Below are 25,987 nucleotides of genomic sequence, written 5' to 3' on the forward strand. Positions count from 1 at the left end.
CAACATCTCCATAAAAACTAGCGCTTCTTGTCAGCTTTCCGCGCAAAGACCCACATGCGCATGCCTACATATGAGATGAGGCAGGTGCAAAAGAGAGCAATTAGCTTGGAGGAATTGGCCCACAAGGTCGGATTGATATGTTGAAGGTGGATCAAGCGGCTACACAGCCAGAGTATGGCATCGTTCGCGCCAATACCTAACAGTGTCGTAATGGTAAAGCTAATAATTTCCGAGCGTGCGATCCGTTGCCGGTGCCCGAACGTCCAATATTTATTCAAGAGAAAACTATTAATGCCACCCAGCGCATAAGCAATAGAATTGTAAACTAGTAATTGCAGAGAGTTCTGGGTTGGCCACAGCCAGAATATAACGTTAAAAAGCAGGAGGTCCAGGGCTGTATTCAGCCCACCAACCATACAAAAACGCAATATTTGTCCAAACAGGTAGAGCCATTTTTTGATGATGACATTCTCATCGGAATAGTAGGGATGGTGCGCCGGTAAAGTTGTTAGCTCGCCATTATTATGAGAGAGTTCTGGCAATGGAGTCGTCGTGAAGGCCGCTAAAAAGGTATCATCCTCGCCAGAACGCTGACTATCGCTATGTTCTTCTTCTTGCAAAAAGTTTCCGGTAATATGTACAGGCATAAAAAAATCACACCCCATCTTCTTTACTAATCTCCCTTACACTCCAAACTATACTCGTGAGATGCTAGATTTTTATCAAATAACATTCAAATTTCTCTAAGATTTCTTTACATATTCAAAATCAAAAGTAAGCTCGTTAATAGGAGGTTTGACACACCAGATGGCTCATGTTTAAAATAAATGAGCGATGCAAAGGAGATCCCAACCAGTGAATACAGCACAGCATACTCAGGAAACAGAAATTATTGCTAGAACCCGTATCGGTATTATTGGGGGTGGTCAGTTAGGATTAATGATCAGCGAAGCAGCCCGTAAGCTGGGTTTCGCTTCAGTAGTCGTTCTAGATCCAACTCCGCAATGTCCAGCCTCCACGGTAGCCGAGCAGATTGTAGGCAACTTAAAAGATCCGATTGCGCTACGCCAGCTAGCCGATCGTGCGGATATTTTGACCTATGAAATTGAGCATATCAATACCCAGGCATTACAGAATTTACAGGATGAGGGCGTAAAAATTTATCCTGCGCCGGAGTTACTTGGTATCATCCAGAATAAATTTGAGCAAAAGGAATTTTTGGCTCGCCATGGTATCCCGGTCGCGCCGTATTGCGCGATCTCGTCACCGGCCGATATTGAGCAAGCCATTCAGCGCTGGGGTTATCCCCTGGTGCTGAAAGCCAGGAAAGATGCCTATGACGGACGAGGTAATGCTCGCATCAATGGTCCTGAAGATATTGAGGATGCGCTCGCCAAATTAGGTGATCGCGAACTTTATATCGAGAAATGTTTGGATCTGGATAAAGAGCTTGGTATTATGATTGCCCGCAATCAGCGGGGTGAGAGCTCCACCTTTCCGGTGGTCGAAATGATTCATGAGCGCGACATCTGCCTCACAGTGCTCGCCCCGGCTTCGATCTCAGCTGCCTTACAGGCAGAGGCACAGAAAATGGCCAGCGAGAGCATTGACAAGCTAGAAGGCATCGGCATCTTTGGGGTAGAGATGTTTCTGGACAAGCAGGGGAAAATCTGGTTGAACGAGATTGCTCCCCGACCACATAATTCAGGCCACTATACGATTGAAGCCTGCCAGACATCTCAATTTGAACAACACCTGCGCGCCGTTGTTAACTTATCGCTTACCCCTACCACTATGCTCTATCCAGCGGCGGTCATGGAAAATATCCTTGGCGAACGCAACGGACCAGCGGAAGTACATTGGTCGCGGGACTATGATCATGAACATGTCTTTCCACATATCTATGGGAAGCGCGAAACTAAGATTGATCGCAAAATGGGACATATTACGGTAGTCGGCGACGACCTGGACAAGGTCTATACTGAAGCGAAGGAGGCGAGGGCCACGCTCTCGATATAGCAATAGATGTCAGACGACCAACAAACCATACGCGCAGCGCTCGACCAGGAACACGGAGTGCTGGTCTCACCTGAAGGCATCGGCGCAGGAGCTAAAGGGGAGCCTAAAGTATTGGTCACCATGGGAAGTGACTCTGATCTTCCCTTGATGATGAAAGCTGTAGATACGCTACGCCTTGAATTCGGCATCCCTTGCCTGGTACAGATCAACTCGGTACATCGTGACCTGCGCACTGTCGTCAGGCACATCGATAACTTGCCAGCCTCAGTCCAGGTTATTATCGCCTGCGCGGGCGGTGCGGCCCATCTACCCGGCAATATCGCTGATCTGAGGGCCGATCTACCCGTGATCGGTGTTCCCCGTGATCTGGGTGCCCTCAAGGGTGTTGATGCGCTGCTTTCCATGGTGCAAATGCCTGAGGGCGCACCAGTGGCTGTCATGGCGATCGGCGATGCCGGAGCGGTGAATGCAGCCATCCATGCGGCCAAAGAACTGGCGATCGCCGAACCAGCCATCAAAGAACGCCTGCAGGCCTATGCTGAGAAGCGTAAGCAGCGCGTCGCCAAACAAAACCAGACCCTTGAGAACAAACTGCATATGCAGCAGTAAAAAGGGGCTGTATGTGCGCTGCTGTTGGTGATTTTTTTAAGCAATACGATGGACATTCTTTCAGGTATGGAGTATGTATGGTGGGCGGCCGCGGCCGTCCACCATACATACTCCATACCCCAACCCGACGCTGCAGGCGCCAAAGAGGAACATGAAAAAGCCCTGTATCAATTTGAGTTGGCTCGACGAGGAGGGTAAACTCTGATATAATGTGAGCGACACGCTGTAGAACACTAGTTTCAAATCGGAGAGAAATATGGGGGACCGCCTCGTTTCGCCCAACATCAGCGAAGAGGAACAACTGATCGAAGGAAGTCTGCGCCCTCGTCGCCTGTCTGAATACGTCGGTCAAGAAAAAATCAAAGAAAACCTGAGTATTTTGTTGGAAGCTGCGCGTCGCCGTAGCGAATCGGTGGATCACGTGCTGCTGTATGGTCCGCCAGGGTTGGGAAAAACAACGCTCTGTAATATTATTGCTGCCGAAATGGGCGTAAATTTGCGCACCACCTCTGGTCCTGCCATTGAACATGCCGGAGATCTGGCCTCGATCCTGACCTCACTTCAACCTGGTGAGATACTGTTTATCGATGAGATCCATCGCTTAGCACGTGCAGTGGAAGAGCGGCTCTATTCGGCAATGGAAGATTTTGCCCTGGATGTTATGATTGGTAAGGGTCCCAGTGCAAAGTCGTTGCGACTCTCTCTTCCGCCTTTTACAGTGGTGGGCGCGACCACGCGGGTGGGTTCGTTAACCGCCCCGTTGCGCGATCGCTTTGGCGCCATCTATCGCATGGAATATTATGATCAAGAGGCGCTGAAATTGATTGTGGCTCGTTCGGCCCGCATTTTGAAGGTGGCCTCAGAGATGGACGGCATTGAAGAGATTGCCAGTCGCGCACGAGGTACCCCGCGTATCGTTAACCGCTTGCTTAAGCGGGTGCGTGACTATGCGCAGGTTAAGGCCAATGGTGTAATTACCAAAGATGTAGCCCAGGCAGCCCTGGACGCGATGGAAGTGGATAAGATCGGTCTGGATCAGACCGACCGCAACATGCTGATGACCATTATTACCAAGTTTAATGGTGGTCCGGTCGGCCTGGATACGTTGGCCGCCAGCACCAGTGAGGATTCAGAGACCATTGAAGATGTCTATGAACCCTATCTATTACAATTAGGTTTTATTGCACGTACGCCACGCGGCCGTATCGCTATGCGGGCCGCCTATCAACATTTAGGTATTACACCACCAGGTGGAGAAGGTGGACAGACTCTGTGGACAACACCCTGAAGATAAGTGATTTTAACTACGATTTACCTTTAGAATTAATCGCTCAGACCCCTATTGAGCCGCGAGATGCTTCGCGGCTCCTCGTTGTGCAGCGCGCGACAGGGACATTTGAGCATCGGCACTTTCGCGATCTGGGCGATTTCCTGCGACCAGGAGATCTTTTAATCGCTAACCAGAGCCGCGTTATTCCAGCACGCCTGCTAGGTTATCGAGCCGAGACCAAAGGAGCGGTCGAAGTGCTATTGCTGACCGAGCGCAACGATCTGGGGCCAGACCACTGGGAAACCCTGGTGCGACCCGGTCGGCGTTTACGCGAGGGTGCACGTATCTATTTCGGGCCCCAGGATCAGGCTCCGCGCCTGATTGGTGAGATACAGCAGCGTACCGAGGCTGGCGGACGCATCGTGCATTTTTGGACTCCCGAACAGGAAGCCGGTAGCAGTGGCAGCGCTGATCCTTATCAGGTGCTCAGCGTACGGCAGCGGATCGATGAAATTGGTCGCATGCCTTTACCCCCTTATATTCACGAAACCCTGGAAGATCAAGAGCGCTACCAGACCGTCTATGCGCGCATCCAGGGATCGGCCGCCGCACCAACGGCGGGCCTGCATTTTACACCAGAGCTGTTGGAGCGCTTACGCCAGCAGGGTGTACGCACCGGTTTCGTTACGCTCCACGTTGGTTTGGATACTTTCCGACCAGTTGAGCACGAAAACGTCAGCGAACACAAAATGCACAGTGAAGAGATCGAGCTAGATTCACCTACAGCAGAATTAATCAACGAGACCAAAAAAGCTGGTGGACGTGTTATAGCGGTTGGTACCACTTCAGTCCGGGTGCTTGAAAGCGTCGCCAGTTTCCATAACGGGGAGATCGCCCCTTACAAGGGGAGCACACGCCTCTTTATCACGCCAGGGACCCGTTTTCAAGCCGTAGACGCCATGATCACTAACTTCCATCTGCCGCGCTCAACCTTATTGTTGCTGGTGAGCGCCTTCATGGGGAAAGAGCTGATGGAACAGGCCTACCAGGAAGCCATTAAAGAGCGTTATCGCTTCTTTAGCTTTGGGGATGCCATGTTGCTGTTATAGCTTGCATATAACAACACCACGAGTAAGCGATACGATGGACCTTCTTTCAGGTGTGGAGTGTGGTGGGCGGCCGCGGCCGCCCACCACACTCCACACCCGGCACCGCTGGCGCCAAAGAGGAATATTAAAAACCTTGCCTCAAGGATAAGAGGACTTTGCGGCACCTCTTCTTGACGCTACAATAACACAAGTGTCACAATAGCAAATGAGACTTCACCGATATAAATTGAGAAGAGAAGGACCCCTTTTCTTCCCTTGTTTTGTGCCCTACTGGCCTCATCATGATAGTGCAAAGACAATCAGCGCGCCGCCTGCAGAGCGGCCTACCTGATTAAATGGTATACCTTCAAGTAGGAGTATAAGGATAAATTTTATGCGTGACATTACTATTTTCAGTGGCAGCGCTCATCAGGAACTAGCCTGGGAAATAAGTACATATCTGGGCCTTCAGCTCTCACCGACCCACATTCAACATTTCAGCAATGACTGCCTCTATGTTCAAATGAATGAGAACTGCCGTGAGAGTGATGTCTACCTGATACAGCCGCTGGTAACCCCGGTGCAGGAAAATCTGATGGAGCTGCTGTTTATGTTGGATGCGGCCCGTGGCGCTTCGGCAGCACGTCTGACAGCGGTCATTCCATACTATGCATACGCACGATCAGACAAAAAAGATGCCCCGCGCATCTCGATTGCGGGCCGTCTGGTTGCAGACTTACTCCAGACCGCGGGAGCCAATCGTGTTATCACAGTTGCCCTGCATGCACCACAGGTCCATGGCTTCTTTAGCGTCCCCACCGACCACTTGAACGCTCTCAATGTGCTTGCCCAACACTTCCGCTCCTATAATCTGACCAATGGCATCGTCGTCTCCCCTGACCTCGGTAATGCAAAATCGGCCACCTACTTCTCACGGCTCCTCAACATGCCAGTCGCAGCAGGTAGCAAGAAAAGGATCAGCGATGACAAGGTCATCATTGATAGCATCGTTGGCGATGTCAGCGGAAAAGATATCATCATCATCGATGACGAAATCGCTAATGGCGGTACAATCGTAGAAATCCTACAACATGTACGCAAGCGCGGCGTAGGAAGAATATTTGTAGCCTGCACCCATGGTCTCTTTACCGGTAAAGCCATTGAGCGCCTCAAAAGCCAGCCAGATATCGAAGAGATTGTAACTACCAATACCGTGCCGATACCAGAAGAGAAGCGTCTATCCAACATGACAGTGCTATCGCTGGCCCCATTGATTGCAGAAACGATTCGCCGCAATCATAATGGTGAGTCGGTAAGCAGTCTGTTTGACACTATTTAAGTAGCTAATAGCATTTTAAATAGCATGCGTTCTTAAGCTGCAGCCTCGCGCCAGTAACACTTGCTTAAGCTTTGAAGTGTGGTGAGTAGTAGCTGTAGCAGCCTTTCGCCACCCTTCAGACCCAGCAATTATTCAGCTGAGCTTTTTATCAATAGAAACTACGGGTAGCATGCGGCCGGGAGGCGTGAGACGTTTTCTTGTCGCGCTGGCCAGGGTATTCTGTCCTACTTCGAGGGCAACGCTGGCCAGGGTCGGCGGATGGCACAGCATATTGGTATAGGCGGCATTCGCCAGCGGACAATGGCACTCGCCGGCTTTGATACTGCGGCGCAAGGCATCCGCTTTAGCGGTACGCCAGGTAGCGCCAAAATCATAATCGAAGTCCCGTAGATTACCCATGGATTCGGCGCGGATACAACAGGTCCAGACATCCCCATTAGGCGCGATCTGTGCCGACGCTACACCAGCCAGGCAAGGGATAACCTGGCGCTGCTCCGCCAGCGTACGTTTTACCAGATCATAATAGCGATCGCGAAATGCCTGTGTGATACGCGAGACGCCGGCCTGATTAGATTGGCGCAATCCTTGCTGTAAATGTTCAATGGCGGGCTGGTATGAACCAAGCGCAGGAGTGATACCCGTACCCACAGTATCTAACTCAACCCGCTCCTCAGCAATCTCACTGATGAACGAATCTGGTCGCAATTCTTGCTTAACATATTGATAGATATGCTCAAAATCATCAATATTAAAGTTTGAGATAACGGTATGCACACCCAGGGTAAAATTTTTATAGCGAGACTTGAGAGCTTTCAAGCCAGCATAAGTACGCATAGCCCGCTCAAAATTGCCTTTGACACCACGAATCTGATCGTGTTTCTCACCAATACCATCCAGTGAAAGATTGACGATGACCTCTGAAGTTGGAGCCGCTTGCAAGACCTGTTCGATACGAGCGGGAATAATTTTGTCTTGAATACCATTGGTCGGGATATTGATAATGCCTGGCTGGCAATGGCGGTAGGCTGCGGCCACGATCGCTGGCAGATCTCTGCGCAAAGTAGGCTCGCCGCCGCTAAACGTAAACCAGTACGCCGCTCGACCTAGCGAAGCAAAAGTTTGATTATATTCCTCAAGCGTAAAATCATCGTTAGGACGTTGCCAGACATTACAGGTTTTGCAACGCGAATTACAGCGGTAGCTAACGCTGATTGTCAGGCTCATCGGCAGCGCCAATGGCTTCCCCAGCACATATGATGCCTGGAGTTTCGCGATTTTTGGTAAGACCTCAAGCACGCTCCATCGCTCCTCTCTCCTACCGCTTCCGCATGCTTATTGCAAAGAAGGGGCGGATAGCATTGCTAATTTGCATTATGCTACCCATGCGAACGTCAACTGTTATGAAAAATGCAGGCTCTCTCGCTATCTCTTTGATAAGCTATACAAATGGTAGATCAAAGCGGCCTCGACCGGAAGAAGCAAAAGTATCAATATACATATACGTTCGTATCACAATGGGCAAAGAAGCTGACGCGCCTCTAGCATAGAGCTACCCTCATGCTTTCCACTCTCAAAAAATTCTGTTATCCTAAAGGAGGTACAGCGAAGAAAATTTCCGCTTTTGGCGAGAGTAGAAGAATAGAGTTGGTAGGAGCCACAAAAGCGAACCACCGTAGTAAAACTTTTGGGGGACTGAATGATCGATCTAAGTGATCCTGCACTTAATGAGCGCTTACGCCGTCGGACCGCAGAGGGACGCTATGAGATTGGCGAAAGTGAACTTGTTGTAAACATTCGCGCACAAAAGACTGCGGGCAATGAAGCCGGGGTGCGCTTTCTCTGCGAGGTGTTGCTGCTACGCAGTGCGCCAGCTTTCCAACGCCATACGCAGGGGTTGCGCCATCGGCCAGAATTACGGGAAGAAGCGATTGCGAACATGGGTGAGCACCTGTTACGCGAGGCGCAAGATCCCGCTGAAATATTTATCACACAAAATTTTATTCACTATCTACGCTGTCTCTGTGTCGATGAATTTAACCGTGTCCTACGTCAAGAAGGGCTGGGCTATCGACGCGACGCCGAGGGTCGTCCAAGTGGACGACCACAGCATGTACCACGATCACTGGTGGAAACGCTGCGACCAGCCAACGCGGATGACGAGAATCAGCCCGCATCGGATGTTGCGGATCCACGCGACCAGTATGAAGAGATGCATGCCGAGGATGAAAGCCAGCGTATTTTAACCTACCTGCGCGATCCACTCGACCGCAAGATTATGACCCTGCGGGCCATCGAGGGGCTCAAGTGGGATGATATCGCGGAACTATGTAAGAAGACGGAGCGCACGGTACGCCTGCGCTATGAACGTGCACGCAGCTATCTACGTGAATGTGTGATAAAAGAACAACATAATCCGTATACATCAGCAATGCAGCAATAATCATTATACCAAGCAAAAGGGAACGGAAAGGAGTACTCAAATGAACACTCCCGAATTAAGACAACTCAAGATGGCATGGATCGCCGCGAAAGAAGCCGGTGATACCCAGGCACAACTACGTATACTCCAGGATCATCCTGCCCAGCAGGACGAGTTGATTGACTTTATCGCTGGCTATCAAGCCATTGGCGGAGCCGAGAGTATCGATCAAGAAGCAAGTCTGTTGCCTGTTACCAGGCGTGCTCTGGCCAGCGCCCTTGAGCGTGTGTTTGAAGCTCAAAGCGCCTTCGCGACCCTGACCGAGTTACGCAAAAGCCGTAACCTGAGTAAAGTGGAGGCCGCTAAAGGGTTACGACTCAGCGTTGACGTCTGGAATAAATTTGAAAATGGCGCCATTGAACTGGTCAGTTTGAGCCAGCGCCAGCTAGAGCGACTGGCCCAATTCTTCCAGGTCAGCATTGAGCAATTTAGCGACTCGCTCGGTGGGAGCCAGCCTGCCATCACACTCAATCGCCGCCAGACCCGTGAAGCGGCAAGCCAGGCTCAGCAAGGACCGCAGAAACAGAGCTTTGCCGAAGCTATCGCACGCAGCACAATGTCCAGGGAAGACCAGAAGTTCTGGTCAGAATAATAGTAACAGAGTATAGCCGTTCCTATCTCCCTTTTGTGGCATAACCTATATACGAAACGCCCTTAAACCAACCCGGGGCAAGGGCCAGGCGTCCCTCAATAAGCTTTGGCATAAAACCAGTCAGTTCCTGAACCTGTAGGTTTTCCTGGTGGATAAGAGGCTGAAGCTCAGCTGGCTTGATAAAGGCATGATAATTATGTAATCCCGGTACCAGGCCTTGTTTCTGGAAGAAGCGCTCACCAATCCGGATCAAGACCAGTTGGGCCAGCAAGGTCCGATTAATAGTATCAAAGATAAAAATACCGCCAGGAGCCAGCACGCGAGCGATTTCATGGAGAGTTGTTTTTAAATCGCTCACATGCTCCAGCACATCCAGGCATACGATGACCGAAAAACTACCATCAGCATATGGTAAGGACTCTGCGTAGCCCTGATCAAATGATACATTGTGCCCCAGGCGCGCCTGCTGTATATAGCGCCTGGCATCATCTAACGCTCCTTTAGTAGGGTCTAAGCCGGTCATGACTGCTCCACGGCGTGCCAATTCACGGCAAATCAAGCCGCCACCACACCCTACCTCTAAAATTTCTTGTTGTGCCAGAGCATGGCGGCCAAAAACGCGCTCGATACGTGACTCAATATAATCGCAACGGTCAGAGGTTATACGATAGAGCAGATTATTTTTTTCGTACCATCCATAACTAGTAAAGATCTCTTCTTGTGAAGATGGACGCGATACCATAAGTAACCCACTTTCACTTGCTTCAGCTTACACATTACACAATTACACTATAGAAGTTATAGCATATCCATTACTCCTGCCACCTGATGGCGGTGGAGACAATGGATATGCTGATGTGAGTGGTGAACGGGAAGCTTGTCTGTCATGGTATACTTTTCTCTACAATGGAACAGAATATAGTGGATGATCAGAATGAAGAGGGACAGGTACCTCGCCAGCATGCTAGTGCGATTGAGAGCTTGCTTTTTGTGGCCGGACGTCCGTTAGAGCGGGGTGAGCTACGTAAGCTGCTCATGGTTAATGAGCAGCAGTTGACTGATGCTCTTGAGGTGCTAGCACAAGATCTGGGCCAACAAAAGCGCGGGATACGTCTACAATTGTTGGGTGAGCAGATTCAGCTTGTAACGGCCCCTGAGAACGCACGCTACGTGGCAGCACTACTTGGTCTACCTATGACTGCCAGGCTAACCTCAGCAGCCTTAGAAACGCTCTCAGTGGTAGCCTATCGCCAACCATTAACCAGGAGCCATATTGAAGCGATCCGAGGCGTCAATAGTGATCGCGCATTGATGAGTTTATTGCAACATGGGTTGGTTGCAGAAGTTGGGCGAGCACCAACCGTTGGGCGGCCCGCGCTCTTTGCGACTACGGCAGAATTTCTACAACAATTCGGGTTGACAACATTAGAAGAATTACCTGGCGTCACTATATCCAGGCCAGCCGAAGAGCAGTCAGCCATTCAAGATGCTGGCACATTGCCTGAGACACCTTAATAAAATCAAAGAATAAGGAACAACGAGCTATGCGTATTGGTCGCCATATGCCCACTAACTCAAAAATGGTAAAAGCTGCCCAGACAGCCCAACAGATTGGTTGCGAGGCTATTCAAATTTTTGCCAGCAATCCAACAGCCTGGCGGCCACCTGCCGATGATCCTAAAATTTGTAGCGCCTTTGCTGAAGCGGCCCGCGCCTGCCATCTGGATCCAGTGGTGCTTCATGCTCCATACCTGATCAATTTAGGCACCTCGGATGATGTTGTCTGGGAAAAATCTATTACACTCTTGAGCTGGACTTTAAAGCGCGGGGCGTTATTAGGGGCACGTTACGTTGTCTTCCACACGGGTAGCCATCGTGGGGCAGGTGTAGAAGCGGGTCTGGCACGCATCGTACAGGCCATTGAACGCATTCTACCTGAAACGCCAGAAGAAGTTATGCTGCTGCTTGAGAATGACGTAGGGGCGGGCAACGCCCTGGGCCACAGTTTTGATCATCTCGCTCTAGTACTTAATCAGTTACCACATTATAGACAGCGCCTGGGAATTTGTCTGGATACCGCCCACCTATGGGGAGCGGGCCATGATATCTCCACACCTGAAGCGGCACTGCTGGTCCTGCAAAATTGCGCTGCTACATTCGGCTTAGAAAGACTGCAAGTTATTCATCTGAATGATACTGAGAAAGCGCTGGGCAGCCACCGCGATGTACATGCACGGCTCGGCGAAGGCATTATCGGCCAGGCCGGCCTCAAAACATTCTTACAAGATCCACGGCTACAGCATAGCGCGATTCTGATGGAGACACCTATCAAGTTGGACGAAAACGGCAAGGAAGATTGGGTCCATGATAGCGGCGAAGTTGCCAGGGCCAAAGAATTGGCTGGCTATCCGGTACCTGAGAGCATACTCGGCAACATAGAATAACAACTGCTATCAGATTGATCAAGTTACAAACATAACCAGGGGTGTGCGGTTACTGTACTATTTGGATACTGGTTTGGAATGGGGCGTAGCGGTACCCTTAACGGTCGGGCTCGCAACAGGATGCGTGGTGGCCACAACAGGCACCTGCGTTACTGCTGTAGAAGTTGTGCCAGCGACTGGACTCGAAACAGGCGTGGGTGTTATCTTCACCTGCGCCGTCGGAGTAACCTGTGCCTGGGGAGGCGGGGTAGCTGGCTGTGTAGGGTCCGCAGTAGGAGTCACAGCCGCCACCGCTAAATTCACCGTAATGGTGATAGGAGCCCCGACCGAAGGAGTCAGTGTGGTAGAAGCAGTATAGGGCTGAGGCTGGCCTGCCAGACCACTGACATTCACTTTGAATACTAGCGTTGAAGTAGTGCTAGCATTAGCCAGGCCAGAAGTCGAACCCAGGGTCAACCAGGGTTGATCAGGAGCCGACGCCGTCCAATTCAAGGTCCCACCACCGCTATTGCTGATAGTTACAGACTGATCGGCAGGATTACTACCAGCGACAGTGCTAAAAGACAGATTGGTCGTATCGACACTCATGGCAGGTGGGACAACCACCACAACTGTCACTGGTATCGTCACGGTGCCAACATTGCCCCCGGTGAGACTATTAGTAGCATTGATGACGACATTTGGTACATAGGTACCCGGAGGAGCAGTAGTCGTATCCATAATCAGATTAACATTAGTGGTAGAACCTGCGGCAAGCTGTTTTCCTCCCGAAGTCGATAATGAGAAATACGAGGCCGCTCCCATCTGCAGTGATGCAGTCCAATCTAATGGTGCATCGCCAGCATTGTTGATGGTAATCAACTGCGTGGCCTTACCAGGAGAGACACTCAGATTCAACGATCCCGGGCCCGCCACTAGCTTAGGAGTGCCTGCCAGGCTCAATGAAACAGGAAGAGATTGCGAACTTCCCACAATCGCAATGCCGTTATCCAGCGCGACAAGGGAAATAGAGCCAGAATACTGGCTACCTTTAGCCAGGCCAGCGGTATGAGGGGTCACCGTAAATGTTGCGCTCTGGCCGCTTTTGAGCACGGCATTCGCAGGTGAAACAGTCAGCCAGCTTGGTGAACTCGCGGTTACACCAGTAGGAATGATTTTTACTGCTCCACTACTACAGGTACCAACCACGCCAATCGTGAAAGATTGGGCGGCAGGCTCCGCACTACCCAGAGCCGAAAAATCCAGGCTGGAGAGCGAGGGAGCCTGCAATGTGCAGGGTGGTTGTACTGTCAGGTAAACGTCTATACTCTGTGTGCTTACAACTTTCTTACTACTATCGGTCGCGGTTAGTGTCAGCTGACCTGAATATGGACCAGCCTTCAAACCAGCCAGGGTAACGCTAACCTGCGTCGTAGCCGACTTATTGGGCGCGAGAGAGCCATTGCGTGGGGTAGCGTGGAGCCAGTTACCACCATCGGTAGTAGAAACCCCGGCACTCCAATTTAAGCTACTCTTACAAGAACTACTGGTAGTCATGCTCACAACGTTAGCCGACTTAACAGCGTTTGCGCCGCTTGTATTTGCCTGGCCGGCTAAACCATAGAAGGTCAATGGTTGACTTGAAACCTGTAAAGAGCAGGCTGGACTCACCACCAGATTGACCGGGATAACCTGAGGATTCTGTGACAGTAAATTACCCGCGGCATCGCGCGCAAAGACACGAATAAGACCTGTATAAGTATTCGGCGTCAGTGTGTTCAATAACGCTGCCCGCACGCTTAAGATCGTTGACTGATGCGCATTTAACTGACCGGAACTCTGATTCAAAGACAGCCAGGCACCACCAGCCAGTGAGATCGCCGAGGCAGACCATGAAAGAGGCGCGCCTCCGCTGTTCTTCAAGCTAAGCATCTGAGCAGGAGGGCTACTGCCCTGGGCACTGGCACTAAAGGAGAGGGTCGACAAGCCTAGATTCAAGGCAGGCCGGTCTGGCTTATTCACAGACAGACTTACCAGCAAGACCTGGGTGCCATGACCAGAAGTAAAAGTAATCGAGCCAGTATAACTACCAGGGTTCAGGCTACTCGTATTCGCGACCACCACCGGAGCCGCTGGTGTCACCCCATGTGCCTGACTGACCGACAACCATGGGGTATTACTTTGAGCGCTCCATGAAACAGGTTCAGAGCAGCTCTGAGTTTGATTTAAGGTAATAGACTTCGAGATGTTCGTAGACTGCTGATAGATAGTGGTCATATCTAGCATTCCAGGCGATATCTGCAGGCTACAGTTAGGTGTAATAGTGACGCTCACATAAACACTTTGAGGGCTATGGAGTACAGAGGCCTTACCTGTGCTCGCAAAGGTCACATGTGCACTATAGGTACCAGGCAACAACGAACTGGTATTCACTTTAACCTGGGCCGTTGAGCTACCAGTGGGGTCCACCACTGTATTATTAGCAGAGACGCTCAGCCAGGAAGCATCTGTGGTTGCTTTCCAGCTCAAAGGCAAGGCACCTGGATTGCTCACCGTAATGACCTGTGGATCAGGATTAGAACCACCATCAGCGCCAGTAAATGACAACACAGCAGGGGTCAATTGCAACACCGGCTCGTGTCCCGCCTGCAAAGGTAGCACTTGCATCTTAATAGGCAGTCTACTATCGCCCGCGCTAGATGAAAAATTTACCTGGGCGGCATAATCACCGGCCTGCAAATCAGCACGATTGACAGCCACCATGACATCAGTTGGAGGTGCATTAGCGGACAATATACCACTCTGTGGGCTCAGCATCAACCAGGGCTGCGTCGTAGTCGCCTGCCAGGCAATCTGGCCTGCACCACTATTGGAGAGTGAGATCTTTTTCAGGGTATTGGTAGCCTGATCGCCGGCCCCAAAATCCAGCTGATTCTCAGAAATATGTAAATGAGCCGGGCGCAATGGGCCAATATCTCCAATAACCTGAATAGGTGTAGAAATATAATGATGAGTATGCGCATCCTCTAATATAATAGTATGTGGACCCCCACCCCAATCTGACCCAATAATTACGGTATCGTTGACTATACCATTAGTGTCAGAATTAAGAATAGAAAGGTTATTGGTGTCATAAACAGGAATGGCGGCATCGCGAAAAAGTCCAATCTGAGTTAGAGGGGACAGTCCACTACCAGAAATAGATAGGATAGCGCCGGCCTCAGCAATAGCGGGGGCCACCTGCAGCATTGGACCAGAGGGATGGTTGCTTGCGGATGAATTATGTTTAAATGCCTCTACCATACCAAGCGTTCCACTACCAACCACAAGCACGATCAGCACCAGGCAAATCCAAAAGATAGACCTGGGTCTGAATAGTGTGCGTGGAAGTGCAAACCAGCTATAAGGAAGGTGGCGCAATACAGGTAAGGATTGTGGTGGCAAAGGTGGGCGCGGAGGATATACCGCCATAGGACGGCTTGGCGTTTCCACCACTTTTTGCCACGTCAAATGGCGTTTAGGTGCCTCATCAGCATCACGGGTCGAGGTGGCTACCGAAACAGTCGAACGGTAAGTGCGAGAGCGTTTTTCAGTGGGATCCGGCGTATCTACAAGCTCAGCGGATGCGTTGGCGTGGGCAGCACGTAACACAGGCGTAGTGCCAGGTCGCACAACAACCTCGGTAATATCGTGAGCATCGGCAACCTCTGTGGCGGAGAAAAAAGCCTCACCACAAAGAGCACAATACGCAGATGTTTTATCAGGCAACGGTGTATCGCAATGTGGACAATGGGTTTTATTCAAAGATTGCTGCCCCCTTAACTCACGCTAAAAGGCATACGCCCCTATACATGAAGTGTACGGAAGAAGATGAATACTGTCAACTCTACTTTAGCATAAAAATCTTTGATCATCAGTATAACGATACATATGGATTAAAATTGCGCATCAACTTTCTGGAAGGCAAATATTCTGAGCTTATAGGGGACGATAGCCCTTACGTACTGGACACAACCGGAAAGGACTACTCCATTGCTATATATTCGTTTTTAGACTAGGATGAGACGACAACTACGCGCACACGTGCCGAAGGAGATAATATGGAAGACCGCATTGGCCGGCAATTAGGAAATTATAAAATACTGCGCCTGGTAGGACAGGGCGGCTTTGCCGATGTCTATCTAGGGGAACATATTCATCTACGCACACAAGCAGCTATTAAAGTTCTCCAGGTACGCCTGGGAGAAAATAACATACAAGACTTCCTCAACGAGGCACGCACCATTGCCCATCTGGTCCATCCTTACATCATCCGTGTCCTGGATTTCGGCGTTCAGGATAATACCCCATTTCTGGTCATGGACTATGCGCCACATGGGACGTTTCGTCAACGCTTTCTCCAGGGCAAACCATTACCGGCGGCTCCCCTGGTCCCATATATGAAACAGACCGCGGCAGCACTACAATATGGGCACGATAAAAAGCTCATCCACCGGGATGTCAAACCTGAAAATATGCTTCTCGGGCATAATGATGAGGTATTATTAGGAGATTTCGGCCTGGCCTTGATATCCTATAACTCAACTTCGCGCTCACCAACAGAGACAGCCGGAACCGCCGCTTATATGTCGCCAGAGCAGTTACAAGGTAAACCTCGTCCAGCCAGTGACCAATATGCACTTGGCATGATTGCATATGAGTGGTTAACTGGCAGTTGCCCTTTCCAGGGTTCGTTTTTTGAAATCGCCAGTCAACAGGTGCTCACTCCCCCACCACCAATTCGGGATAAAGCACCCCAGACACCACTTGAGATCGAAAAAGTTGTGCTCCGCGCACTTGAAAAGGATCCACAAAAGCGTTTTCCCAATGTGCGTGAGTTTTCACTGGCCCTTGAAGATGCTTGTCTGGCAAGCAAGCAATTTTCATTTGATCTCGTACCGCAGCCAGCCAGTAATGAGAGCGTCTCTGATGATACATCGATACATGCAAGATCAAGGCACACAGAGGCCAGTGGAGAAACCAGCTCAGGGACATGCAGAAACAGGAATCCAGCATCAAACCGGACTAGGGCAGGCTCCGGCAGCTATATCGCAACCTGAACGGCTGCACCCAACCACTACCTCAACATCTTTCGCTAATATGCCACCCCTTACAAGCACTAAGCATAGCGAAAGGCTCGCCAACACACCTTCAGACATGCGATCACAGGCGTCAATGCCCGTCTCGCAAATGAATCTGCCTTCTTATCCAGGGCAAGGTCAGCCAGGTCAGGTTTCCCAGCAGAACATGCCTATCTTCCCCACTGAACAACAATCAGCACGCCTATCGACTCCTGGTCAGGCCGCGCAACAAAACAAATATTTCTTTCCAGACGAGCAATCAGCGCGCCAGTTACCACAGGGGGCGCGCTCTCAAAACAATTTACCTTTATTTCCGATCGAGCGCTCACCGCGAGGCCAGCTGCCACAAGCGTCAGTTTCAGCCTATCCAGGGCAGGCCTCACCACGTACCCATCAAGATAATCAGTTTTCGCAAGGCAACCTCCCCTCGTTCACCGCGGGGCAACCCACGCCAACCAATATGACGCCAGCATCTCTGCCTAAACTACCAACTGGCGCACGTCCCATTTCCCAGGGAAGTCCTGTATTACAGGCAGCCATGCAACAGGCATCGGTTGACAACGCCAATGCCGCTGAAAAAAAACAGGAATCAAGTAACCAGGCCAGCAATACAAGTTTTGCAGGGGCAGCCACGCCACCTATCACGCGCACATCATTGGAGCAACCAGCACGGATAAGCCAACCACTGAATACGCTCAATTCTTTAAAGACCGCTAATCTCCGAAACCAGGAGATAGAGGCAAAGTTTGCATTTAATGTAGAAAAAAAGAGCGAGCAGCCAGCCGGGATAATGAGTCTGCTGCGCCCCAGAACTATTCTGGTGCTTGCGGTCGTCCTCGTCATCATCATTGCCAGCACGATTGGCATCGCCGTACTTGCCAACAATAACACAGCCCAGCAGGTGGCTCTGGAACAGACCAATGCTACTGCTACCAGTGTCTCATCTCAGGCTACGGCAACCACCACCATAGCGAGAGAGAATGCGCGCGCTACCCAGACCGCGCAGGTAAAAGCTGAGAGAGCTGATCCCTATGTTACAGACAATACCAGTACATTGATATTAGATGATCCTCTCACTGACAATCGCAATGGTTGGCAAGAGGGAGCGGATTCTACCAACATCACAGCCGGCCAATGCACTTTCAAAGGTCAAAGCTATACAGTAAATGCACCCGCGCTTGAACCGACGGTCTGTTTTCAGAATAAACAGACCTACAGTAATTTTGCCTACCAGGTCGATATGACTATTACTAATATCGGGCAAAGTTTTAGTGGAGCAGGTATTGTTTTCCGGGGCAATAACGACACCAAAGGATATTACTTCTTTGAAATCTACGGCAGTGGCAACTACAGCTTGCAAAAATGTATAGGAGGGGTTGGCTGTGCCAATCCAATGGACGGCTACAAACTCGGGAAGCCTCCCCTGACCACATTCAAGCAGGGGCTCAATATGACAAACACATTAGCCGTGGTCGCCGATGGCAACTCGATCACGCTGTATGTCAATAAAGAAAAAGTCAGTACCGTCACAGACCAGATCGGTACTCCATACGATACTGGTGATATTGGTGTCATGGCTACGGGTGGCAACGATACGGGGATAGATGCTACCACAAACACACCTACCAGCGTCATCTTCAGCCATGCGAAAGTGTGGAATCTGCAAAAATAAGTGATATGGTCCGCATCCTCTCTAAAGAGATGCGGACCATATCACTTATAGTGTCAGATTTAAGAATAGATGGTGTTGAGCCAGAGGCGAGCTTCACGAACATCTTCATGGCTGATGCCATGACCACCATTAATCCAATGGGTGGCAACGCTGGCCCCGGATTGCTTAAGCAGCTGTATCAATTGCTCGGTCTGAGCAGTTGGCACTATCGGGTCCATGCGTCCAGCACTTACGAAGACCGAGGCTGCGGAGAGATCCGCCAATTGATCCGGTATAAACGGCACCATCGGGCGCAATAGGATCGCCCCACGCAGTATGCCTGGTTTCGATAAGAGCAGGCTGGCGGCAATATTAGCACCATTTGAATAGCCAACCGCAACCACATTAGACGCATCAAAATGATAGGTCTCCGCAGCGGCACTTACAAAGTCGGCTAACTCCTGGGTCCGTTTATGCAGATCTGCGACGTCGAAAACTCCTTCAGCCAGGCGACGGAAGAAACGTGGCATGCCATTTTCTGATACGTTCCCACGTGGACTCAGCAAAGCCGCTCCAGGAAACAGCATACCTCCCAGACTCAACAAATCGTCCTCGTTCCCACCGGTACCATGCAATAATAACAGGGTCGGGGCCTGCTTTTGAGAGCCTTCCTGAGCCTCAGCCGGAATAAAACGATGTACGAACTGAGTCAAAGATCGTGATGTAACAGGTTCATTTGTGGACATTATTATCTACCTACTCTGCTCATTAGTTGGAAGTGTAATGGCTGGTAGTGCTTGCTCCAGCTCAGCCCGCCGTGGCTCCAACCATTCTGGCAACTTCAAATGGGTACCCAACTCGGCCGGGCCTCATCAACAGGGAAACCTGGCTGATCGGTAGCTATCTCAAACAACACACCCCTGGCTCGCGGAAGTAGATCGAATGGAAGTAATTGCGATCTAGAATCGGGGTTACGTTTAAACCAGCCTCAGTAATTTTCTGCCGCCAGGCCACCTGATACTCATCGGTCGCTGTGCGCCAGGCCACGTGGTGTACCGAACCAACCGCCTCCGCTCCACGGCGCTCATTGGGCACTGCCAGCACATCCACCAGGGTCGCCATACCAGAATCGCCCACCGCATAACGTCGGCGATTGCCCAACTGCGCCACCTCATGAAAGCCCAGAACCTGGGTCAGAACGGTAGAAGTTGCCTCAGCATACGCTACCGAGAGGGTCACGCTATGGAAACCACGTGTCGCATACTCGGCCGGAACCGGACCTTCTGTCCAGGCAGAACCATGATCCGCTCCACGATGGGCGACTAACTCCAACTGCAATCCATCAGGATCACTGAAGCGCAACACCTGATCATCAAAGCGAGGAGTGGGACCCTCAACCGTCACCCCATTACGGGATAGGCGATCCTGCCAGTAGGTCAGCGCAGACTCAGGGATAGAGAAAGAGATTGCTGACACCTGCCCTGCTCCTCGACGTCCTTTGGGATAACCCGGCCACGAAAAGAAGGTTAAAATCGTACCAGGACGACCAAGATCATCGCCATAATAAAAATGGTAAGTATCCGGCGCATCAAAGTTAACCGTCTTTTTGACAAAACGTAGACCCAGCAAGCCCGCATAAAAATCGACGTTGCGCTGCGGCTCATCTGTGATAGCCGTCACATGGTGAATACCCAAAACATGGTTTTCCATATCACTTCTCCTATGGAGCGATGCTCCACACTGCTTGCAACAAATTCTATCTTCGAACTATCTCAATAATAGTTACTTTTATTTTGTTAGTTAATAATTTAACATATGTACTGGATTTTGTCAAGCTACTCAGATCAGGCCCAGGGCTTTTACTGCTCGCCCAGAGAGCGCAGGGAGATCACAAGCAAGCGATACGATGTCCATTCTTTCCTGTGAGGAGTGTGTTTGGTGGACGGCTGCGGCCGTCCACCAAACACACTCCTCACTCCCAACCCGGCGCCGCAGGCGCCCAAGAGGAACATGAAAAAGCCCTGGATCAGGCCGCAGTTTTTAGCTGAGTTAGCATAATCTACGGCAGGCTTACCTTTGAGTGCAGGCGAAATGATAGCTATCTTTGTGGTAAAATACGCACAAGATGAACCTATGGATGAACAAAGACGAACACGATCAAATTCCAACAGGCGCAATCGAAAACGGCCAGCTACCCGCAACACGCAGTACACGCCGCCTTAGCGATCGCGCCATTTTGTCGTTGTTGCGAAACTGGCTTTTAGAGGATTTTGGGGCCGCCTACTGTCGCTCCCTGGGGGCCAGCCGTATCTTTCGCCACTGCTACTGGGTAGATGCGTTGGGAGGGTATACGCCGAAAAGCCTGCGTGCTCCATTGGAGAGTGCCAGCCCAGCCCCTGCATCCGCCAATGGTAAGAGAAAACAAAAAAACGCAGGACCGGCGCTACCGTCGGCGCTACAACCAGGCGCCACGCTGGCGCAAGCGCTGGCACAGGAGAGTCGACCCATCGCTTTGCATACCTTGCTATTCAGCGCGGGAAGCAGTGTACGCCATACGCGAGATAACAAAAAGACTGATAGCAACAGTAGCTTTTCCAGAGAAAGCAGTATCCTCACTACCAGCTGGTTGGATGCTGCGGCTAATGTGCTTACAGAGATCGAACAGTCTCCAGCGATCTTTCTACTAGATCCACTGGCAGCGGTCACGTTCAGCTATGATGATCTGGCTGTCCTATATAAAAGGACCGTGCCGACTGAATTATTCCTCCTGCTAGCCCATAAACAGATAGAGCAGCATTTACAAGCGGCGGCTACAAATACAGCACAATCCAGCGCCCTGACCGCACTGCTGCGCAGTGACCGCTGGAAAACCCTTCCAACCACAGGGGAGGCTGCCACGCGAGGCTTTGCCAGATTGCTGATTACTTCAATGCGCAGGCACTTTCAATGGTCACCCCAGGCCATTGAACTCCCTATCCAAATTGGGCCGGCCAGCATCGCGCCCATCCCTTACACGCTTCTGTATGCCACCAGGCGCTCAGACAGCTTAATGATTATGAACGATGCCCTCTGTCGTTATCGTCGCCACACCTATCAACAAAGCTATCAAGGCGTACTTAGCGAAGAATGGTTTGCCCAGCAAGAGCAAAAACGCCTGCATGAAGGGATTCAACAACTATACAAACAGATATTGCAGCAAGGGATCACCCTGCGTATCCGTCGCTGGCCCGACCTGCGCCAGCAACTCATCCTCAGCGAATTCGGACAATTTACCCAGCAAGAATATGATCAATGCATGCAGGAGTTGATAGCACAACAGGAAGTACGTTGTGCATGGAGACAGACGCCAGTAGAGGGTAGTGAGCGCGTCCCTGGCAATGAAGATACCCTGATCTGGCGCTGATATATCAGATCTCCAAACGATGGAGTTAGTGATTCAGGGAAAGCTCATAGTTGAGTAATGTCTGCTGGAAGTGCGCAAAATCAGTATACACCTCAGCCTGGATACCTGCCTGCCTGGCCACCGCCACATTCAGCGGCGTATCGTCCCAGAATAATACCTCAGCAGGAGCAAGATCCGGCAGGGCCGCCAGGATTTGTTGGAAAAAAGCTACATCCTTTTTTAAGGTGCCCAGATAGGCTGAGGAAAACATACCATCAAATTCACGCACAAACCCCATCTGTTCCAGAATATAAGCTGTGCGATATTTCTCCTGCTGGGTTGCAAGGTAACAAGGTACACCTTGCTGGCGTAGCTGCTGGATAAAAGCTACCAGCGGAGCATCTATAACATGTTCACTGGTAAACCAATAATCCAAAAAGGCGTCCACTGATCGGCTCCAACCCCATTGCTGTAAATATGTAGCGATCTCTATTTTTATATCAGCTGATCCGACCAGGCACGCTAAAAATTTTTCTTGAAAAAAAGGGGCAGTAACAGTGGGGAGATGCCATAGTCGTGTTCCAGCTGTTTATAAAACGCTTCGCCGTTAGCAAGGACACCATCAATATCCAATAAAAGTGCGCGGATCATCCAAACTCCTTATACACGTTTTTAATAAGCTAGTATACAATCCTTTGTATACGTGCGCTAACGCGCCCGATCAGTTGTTATGATATATTGCCGAAAAGGTGCATCGCACCTTTTCGGCAATATATCATAACAACTTTTTTGAACACTGAGGGGTATGAAAATATATGAGCAGAGAGGGGAAGAGCAATACGAATTAAACACGCTCTCTGCTCAATTTATGCACTACAAAAACTATTTTATTGAATGACTTTGGTCTTTTTTCCGTGGTTGTTGGTGGCCGGTATACCTTCGTCTGGAAGAGGGGTGATGGTTTCATCCAGCGGGTGCGTCAGGCGTCGTTGAATAGCCGCGATCTCATTAGCAAAAATGCGACGCGCGATGGCAACCGTACTGGCATAGGTAGAGTCCATACCGAAGTAGGAGAGGCTCCCCGCGCCGAGGTTCTTACCACGTGTATAGGGAGTATCCGAAGCATAGTGCAGGATACCCAGATCATATGGCAGGCTAAGCAGATTGATATTATCATTCATGGGATAGCGTGTCAGATACTGGTCCTCATAGATCGCATTCAGATAGGGGCCACCCTCCATCTCGACAACGGTATAGTTAGACTGGTAATAGAAATCGAGGTACTGACGATTCTGCAGGTAAGTGCCCTTGGCCGATACAGCTTTCTGGTTATCAAGTACAGAGCCATAAATCAAATATGCTGTACTTCATTGGCACGGAACATATTATCAAACCAGTAGGTATTCTGACTGTGCTCATCCATAATAACATTGGAGATCATCACATCACCAATGCTGCCATTGAGGGTCGCAGCCTTACCTAATACATAGATGCCGCAGATTTGCGAAAGGTTTTCCATAATCTCGCGCATCATACGATAGGCCGCCATACCTAACGGATAATCGATATTGAGAATAACCGCGTCACTCTTTTTGAGTATATCCAGGCCAGACATACGGCTACGTGGATCGATATCTGCCGGGATAAGCTTGGAGAGCTCAAAGACCTGGGCATCAATTTCCAGCCCGTGGCGAGCTCCAACGTGCCAGATGCCGCGATCCTGGGCTTCCTGCGCGCGTGTACGAGCAGCCTCCTGGCCAGCCGCAGTATTGATCCACTCGCGGGTCGCGAAGTAGAGGAAATTCTGCCAGTTTCCTGGTACCGTTCCCTCCTGGATCTTCCGACATTCTTCAGCCAGGTAAGGATCAGCGCCACTGCGAGCGAAATCGATCAAAGCCTTCTCATTGCGCAACGAAAAACCAGAGAGCAGATTGATCATGCTATGGGTATTGCTGGAGACAAAGTAGACCGGGCGATCAGGCAGCCCGAGAGTATCCAACAGGTTTCTGACCGGAGCCCACCACTTACGGGTGGCCTTCACATATCCGACATGTGAACCACCGAGCATACGCAGATTAAAGTTCTTCTTCTGCATACCAATATCATGCAGTTTCTCCCACAGATGCTCGCCCCAGATGACCTGTAGCCGCTGCCAATCATCCACCGCAATATGTAGACGCTGGCGCAACACCTTGCTAATCTCGGAGAACACAGGTGAACCGGGATCTACCTCGGTCTCCAAAAGCTGCATGGTTGTGGGATCTTCATTCAACAGATAATACATCTTATTCCATTCAATCTGGAAAGCTACCAGGACGGGAACGATGTCATCTGTATCACTGACACTGGCGACATAAACGGCCAATGTTCTCTTGCCATTATAGAACCACTTACGGCGCCGTGCAGAAGCTGTGACGGCCTGCCATTTATTAACGTGAAAACCCTGTTGAAGAAAAACCTCTTCTGACTGGCCTAGCAGTACTAACTCACACTGACTAATCGCATCAGGCAAACGCAAGACACTATAGATAAAAGCCGACATATCTGGATAAGGCTTACGTGCATCGGGATGAAGGCTTGAGTCGATATTATAATGCGCCTGTATCAAGGCCTTTAGATTAATCTCACCGGAGCTACGCAGCAAGGTGTTATAAGTTCGGATGTAAAGCTCAACATCACGTTTACCAGCGGCATGGTATCGCTCACCATGTTCAAGGCTGGGGGCCAGCGTAGTGGCATGTTGGTTCTGCTCGCTCAGCATTTCGTCATCCATCTGCGAACCAACAAATGTATCGTCCCGAGAAATGTGTTTGGATGGGTAGCTACCATCATTGTGTTGATCGTCTTGCTTCCGTTTGTATGGCATAAATTTGCTCCTCTTCTCTGAGGCAGGAGGTAAACATATCATCAATATTTTTCATCTATTATAGCGCGCCTACCAATACAATGGGGAGAGAAAGAAGGCATTACACGACCAATGGTTTAGGTTTTTGTAAAACAACGATATATTGATGGGCGATATTCGGAATATAAGCGAAGGGATAACCATAAGGACGTAAACGTGTACCGGCCTGATACCAGATAATCTCGCCCTTGGGGATAAAACCATGTAACCTGGCCCGGCGTGCTAGATCCACATGTGTAAACATATATTCGCCGTGCTGATAAGCATTGCGCACAATTACCGCCATATATTTCTGCGCCTTAAGCAAGGTATAGCAGCGGGCAAAGACCTGCTCCATCGTATCTAGATAATCCTCATAGCTAGCGAGATTGGCCAGGTCCGCGGGATCGGTCGAGCGCATATCGTAGTCAGTACGTCGATTGGAATAGTTAGCGGCATAGCGACCATTGACCATCGTCTTCTCGAGGTGAATATTATAGGGAGGATCGGTGGCAATAAAATCAAAGGAAGAGGGCTCAAGCGTCGTCATGACCTTCAAACAATCTCCATGGATAAGAGTTTGTGGTAAAAGCGCACCCTGGCTCTCAGCCAGAATGCGCTGATAAATATCTACCCATTTCTGATTGATCTCAATGCCTAGAGCCTGGCGCGCTTTCCGGCAGATAGAAGCCCCGATAAGTGTTCCCCCTACGCCCGCAAAGGGATCCAGCACCTTACCACCTGGCTTGGTAAAAAACTCAATCAACTGACACATCAATTGAGGAGGCTTATTGGCACCATGCGCCTTGCGTAACTGATGTCCATATTCGGAGGGATAAGCGGTTGTGATAATACTTTTTGTAAAATAGAGCCACTCTGCTCCAGTCAATTCATTCAGTGTATTGCGCATCGAAATATCATCATGTTCCACAATGCCACTCCCAGTAAAGAGCTACTGGCAGCAATGGACAGTAGCCCGGGTTCTTCCTACGCACTTCTCAATTATCGTAAATTTTCGCACCAAAACCACCTATTTCAGCGTACACTATTGATAGGAGGTATTACTAAAATGCTGGGTGTCCCCATGCCTGGCATTTCCCCCTAGTAATATCTCCACTTTTTGGTGTGGTG

The 25,987-nt window shown here is 50.3% G+C and carries 20 protein-coding genes and 2 pseudogenes; 12 read left to right on the forward strand and 10 right to left on the reverse strand.

The window, feature by feature from the left end:
• Nucleotides 1–17 precede the first annotated feature (17 nt).
• A complete protein-coding gene (locus tag EL645_RS12480) occupies nucleotides 18–647 on the reverse strand; it encodes a GtrA family protein (protein ID WP_161977337.1) in 630 nt (209 codons plus the stop codon).
• 208 nt (nucleotides 648–855) lie between these two features.
• Here EL645_RS12480 and purK point away from each other — a divergent pair, with 208 nt between their 5' ends.
• The 5 genes from purK to EL645_RS12505 all read left to right on the forward strand — a co-directional run bounded on the left by purK (nucleotide 856) and on the right by EL645_RS12505 (nucleotide 6,325).
• Nucleotides 856–2,019, forward strand: a complete 1,164-nt coding sequence (purK, locus tag EL645_RS12485; RefSeq protein ID WP_218031823.1) for a 5-(carboxyamino)imidazole ribonucleotide synthase — start codon at nucleotides 856–858, stop codon at nucleotides 2,017–2,019.
• Between the two features lie 6 nt (nucleotides 2,020–2,025).
• On the forward strand, nucleotides 2,026–2,628 hold the full coding sequence (locus tag EL645_RS12490; RefSeq protein ID WP_126550447.1) for a 5-(carboxyamino)imidazole ribonucleotide mutase: 603 nt from the start codon (nucleotides 2,026–2,028) through the stop codon (nucleotides 2,626–2,628).
• 256 nt (nucleotides 2,629–2,884) lie between these two features.
• Nucleotides 2,885–3,916, forward strand: coding sequence for a Holliday junction branch migration DNA helicase RuvB (ruvB, locus tag EL645_RS12495; RefSeq protein ID WP_126550449.1), 1,032 nt, complete (start codon nucleotides 2,885–2,887; stop codon nucleotides 3,914–3,916).
• Nucleotides 3,913–5,007: a tRNA preQ1(34) S-adenosylmethionine ribosyltransferase-isomerase QueA gene (gene queA, locus EL645_RS12500; RefSeq protein WP_126554153.1), complete on the forward strand. Its 1,095-nt coding sequence runs from the start codon at nucleotides 3,913–3,915 to the stop codon at nucleotides 5,005–5,007. Before ruvB ends, queA begins: the two co-directional genes overlap by 4 nt.
• A gap of 373 nt (nucleotides 5,008–5,380) precedes the next feature.
• Complete coding sequence (locus EL645_RS12505) at nucleotides 5,381–6,325, forward strand: ribose-phosphate diphosphokinase (protein ID WP_126550451.1); 945 nt, start codon at nucleotides 5,381–5,383, stop codon at nucleotides 6,323–6,325.
• A 132-nt stretch (nucleotides 6,326–6,457) separates the two neighbouring features.
• Here EL645_RS12505 and EL645_RS12510 read toward each other — a convergent pair whose 3' ends face one another.
• Entirely contained in the window at nucleotides 6,458–7,621 is a 1,164-nt protein-coding gene (locus tag EL645_RS12510) for a radical SAM/SPASM domain-containing protein (protein ID WP_126550453.1), read from the reverse strand.
• Between the two features lie 400 nt (nucleotides 7,622–8,021).
• Here EL645_RS12510 and EL645_RS12515 point away from each other — a divergent pair, with 400 nt between their 5' ends.
• Together EL645_RS12515 and EL645_RS12520 are read left to right on the forward strand one after the other, a co-directional pair.
• Nucleotides 8,022–8,765 (forward strand): RNA polymerase sigma factor, encoded by a 744-nt coding sequence (locus EL645_RS12515; protein ID WP_126550455.1) that lies wholly within the window; start codon nucleotides 8,022–8,024, stop codon nucleotides 8,763–8,765.
• A gap of 40 nt (nucleotides 8,766–8,805) precedes the next feature.
• Complete coding sequence (locus EL645_RS12520) at nucleotides 8,806–9,396, forward strand: helix-turn-helix domain-containing protein (protein WP_126550457.1); 591 nt, start codon at nucleotides 8,806–8,808, stop codon at nucleotides 9,394–9,396.
• 22 nt (nucleotides 9,397–9,418) lie between these two features.
• Here the strand turns inward: EL645_RS12520 and ubiG are convergent, their stop codons facing one another.
• Nucleotides 9,419–10,138, reverse strand: a complete 720-nt coding sequence (gene ubiG / locus EL645_RS12525; RefSeq protein ID WP_126550459.1) for a bifunctional 2-polyprenyl-6-hydroxyphenol methylase/3-demethylubiquinol 3-O-methyltransferase UbiG — start codon at nucleotides 10,136–10,138, stop codon at nucleotides 9,419–9,421.
• Nucleotides 10,139–10,317: 179 nt separating this feature from the next.
• Here ubiG and scpB point away from each other — a divergent pair, with 179 nt between their 5' ends.
• Entirely contained in the window at nucleotides 10,318–10,911 is a 594-nt protein-coding gene (gene scpB / locus EL645_RS12530; RefSeq protein ID WP_218031824.1) for an SMC-Scp complex subunit ScpB, read from the forward strand.
• Nucleotides 10,912–10,940: 29 nt separating this feature from the next.
• Nucleotides 10,941–11,840, forward strand: a complete 900-nt coding sequence (locus EL645_RS12535) for a deoxyribonuclease IV (RefSeq protein ID WP_126550463.1) — start codon at nucleotides 10,941–10,943, stop codon at nucleotides 11,838–11,840.
• Nucleotides 11,841–11,897: 57 nt separating this feature from the next.
• On the opposite strand, the gene EL645_RS12540 is transcribed toward EL645_RS12535, so the two are convergent.
• Nucleotides 11,898–15,623, reverse strand: a complete 3,726-nt coding sequence (locus tag EL645_RS12540; RefSeq protein ID WP_126550465.1) for a BACON domain-containing protein — start codon at nucleotides 15,621–15,623, stop codon at nucleotides 11,898–11,900.
• Between the two features lie 296 nt (nucleotides 15,624–15,919).
• Between EL645_RS12540 and EL645_RS12545 the strand changes: the two genes are divergently transcribed.
• On the forward strand, nucleotides 15,920–16,918 hold the full coding sequence (locus tag EL645_RS12545; RefSeq protein WP_126550466.1) for a serine/threonine-protein kinase: 999 nt from the start codon (nucleotides 15,920–15,922) through the stop codon (nucleotides 16,916–16,918).
• Nucleotides 16,830–18,611, forward strand: coding sequence for a hypothetical protein (locus tag EL645_RS12550; protein WP_136625200.1), 1,782 nt, complete (start codon nucleotides 16,830–16,832; stop codon nucleotides 18,609–18,611). Before EL645_RS12545 ends, EL645_RS12550 begins: the two co-directional genes overlap by 89 nt.
• 59 nt (nucleotides 18,612–18,670) lie before the next feature.
• Here the strand turns inward: EL645_RS12550 and EL645_RS12555 are convergent, their stop codons facing one another.
• Together EL645_RS12555 and EL645_RS12560 are read right to left on the reverse strand one after the other, a co-directional pair.
• Nucleotides 18,671–19,336, reverse strand: a complete 666-nt coding sequence (locus EL645_RS12555) for an alpha/beta hydrolase (RefSeq protein ID WP_126550470.1) — start codon at nucleotides 19,334–19,336, stop codon at nucleotides 18,671–18,673.
• A 6-nt stretch (nucleotides 19,337–19,342) separates the two neighbouring features.
• A pseudogene (locus EL645_RS12560) lies at nucleotides 19,343–20,300 on the reverse strand (ring-cleaving dioxygenase).
• 427 nt (nucleotides 20,301–20,727) lie between these two features.
• On the opposite strand from EL645_RS12560, the gene EL645_RS12565 reads away from it, so the two are divergent.
• Entirely contained in the window at nucleotides 20,728–21,993 is a 1,266-nt protein-coding gene (locus tag EL645_RS12565; RefSeq protein ID WP_126550472.1) for a hypothetical protein, read from the forward strand.
• Nucleotides 21,994–22,018: 25 nt separating this feature from the next.
• Here EL645_RS12565 and EL645_RS12570 read toward each other — a convergent pair whose 3' ends face one another.
• From EL645_RS12570 to EL645_RS12585, 4 genes and pseudogenes are all read right to left on the reverse strand, one after another.
• A complete protein-coding gene (locus EL645_RS12570; protein ID WP_161977338.1) occupies nucleotides 22,019–22,420 on the reverse strand; it encodes an HAD-IA family hydrolase in 402 nt (133 codons plus the stop codon).
• Between the two features lie 74 nt (nucleotides 22,421–22,494).
• Nucleotides 22,495–22,623: a hypothetical protein gene (locus tag EL645_RS44100; RefSeq protein WP_281276294.1), complete on the reverse strand. Its 129-nt coding sequence runs from the start codon at nucleotides 22,621–22,623 to the stop codon at nucleotides 22,495–22,497.
• Between the two features lie 236 nt (nucleotides 22,624–22,859).
• Nucleotides 22,860–24,880 (reverse strand): annotated as a pseudogene (locus EL645_RS12580) (DUF6909 family protein).
• A 58-nt stretch (nucleotides 24,881–24,938) separates the two neighbouring features.
• Complete coding sequence (locus EL645_RS12585) at nucleotides 24,939–25,787, reverse strand: TRM11 family SAM-dependent methyltransferase (RefSeq protein WP_126550480.1); 849 nt, start codon at nucleotides 25,785–25,787, stop codon at nucleotides 24,939–24,941.
• Between the last annotated feature and the right edge of the window lie 200 nt (nucleotides 25,788–25,987).

This window comes from Dictyobacter kobayashii (genome assembly GCF_003967555.1).
In the GTDB taxonomy this organism is placed as follows: Bacteria; Chloroflexota; Ktedonobacteria; order Ktedonobacterales; family Ktedonobacteraceae; genus Dictyobacter; species Dictyobacter kobayashii.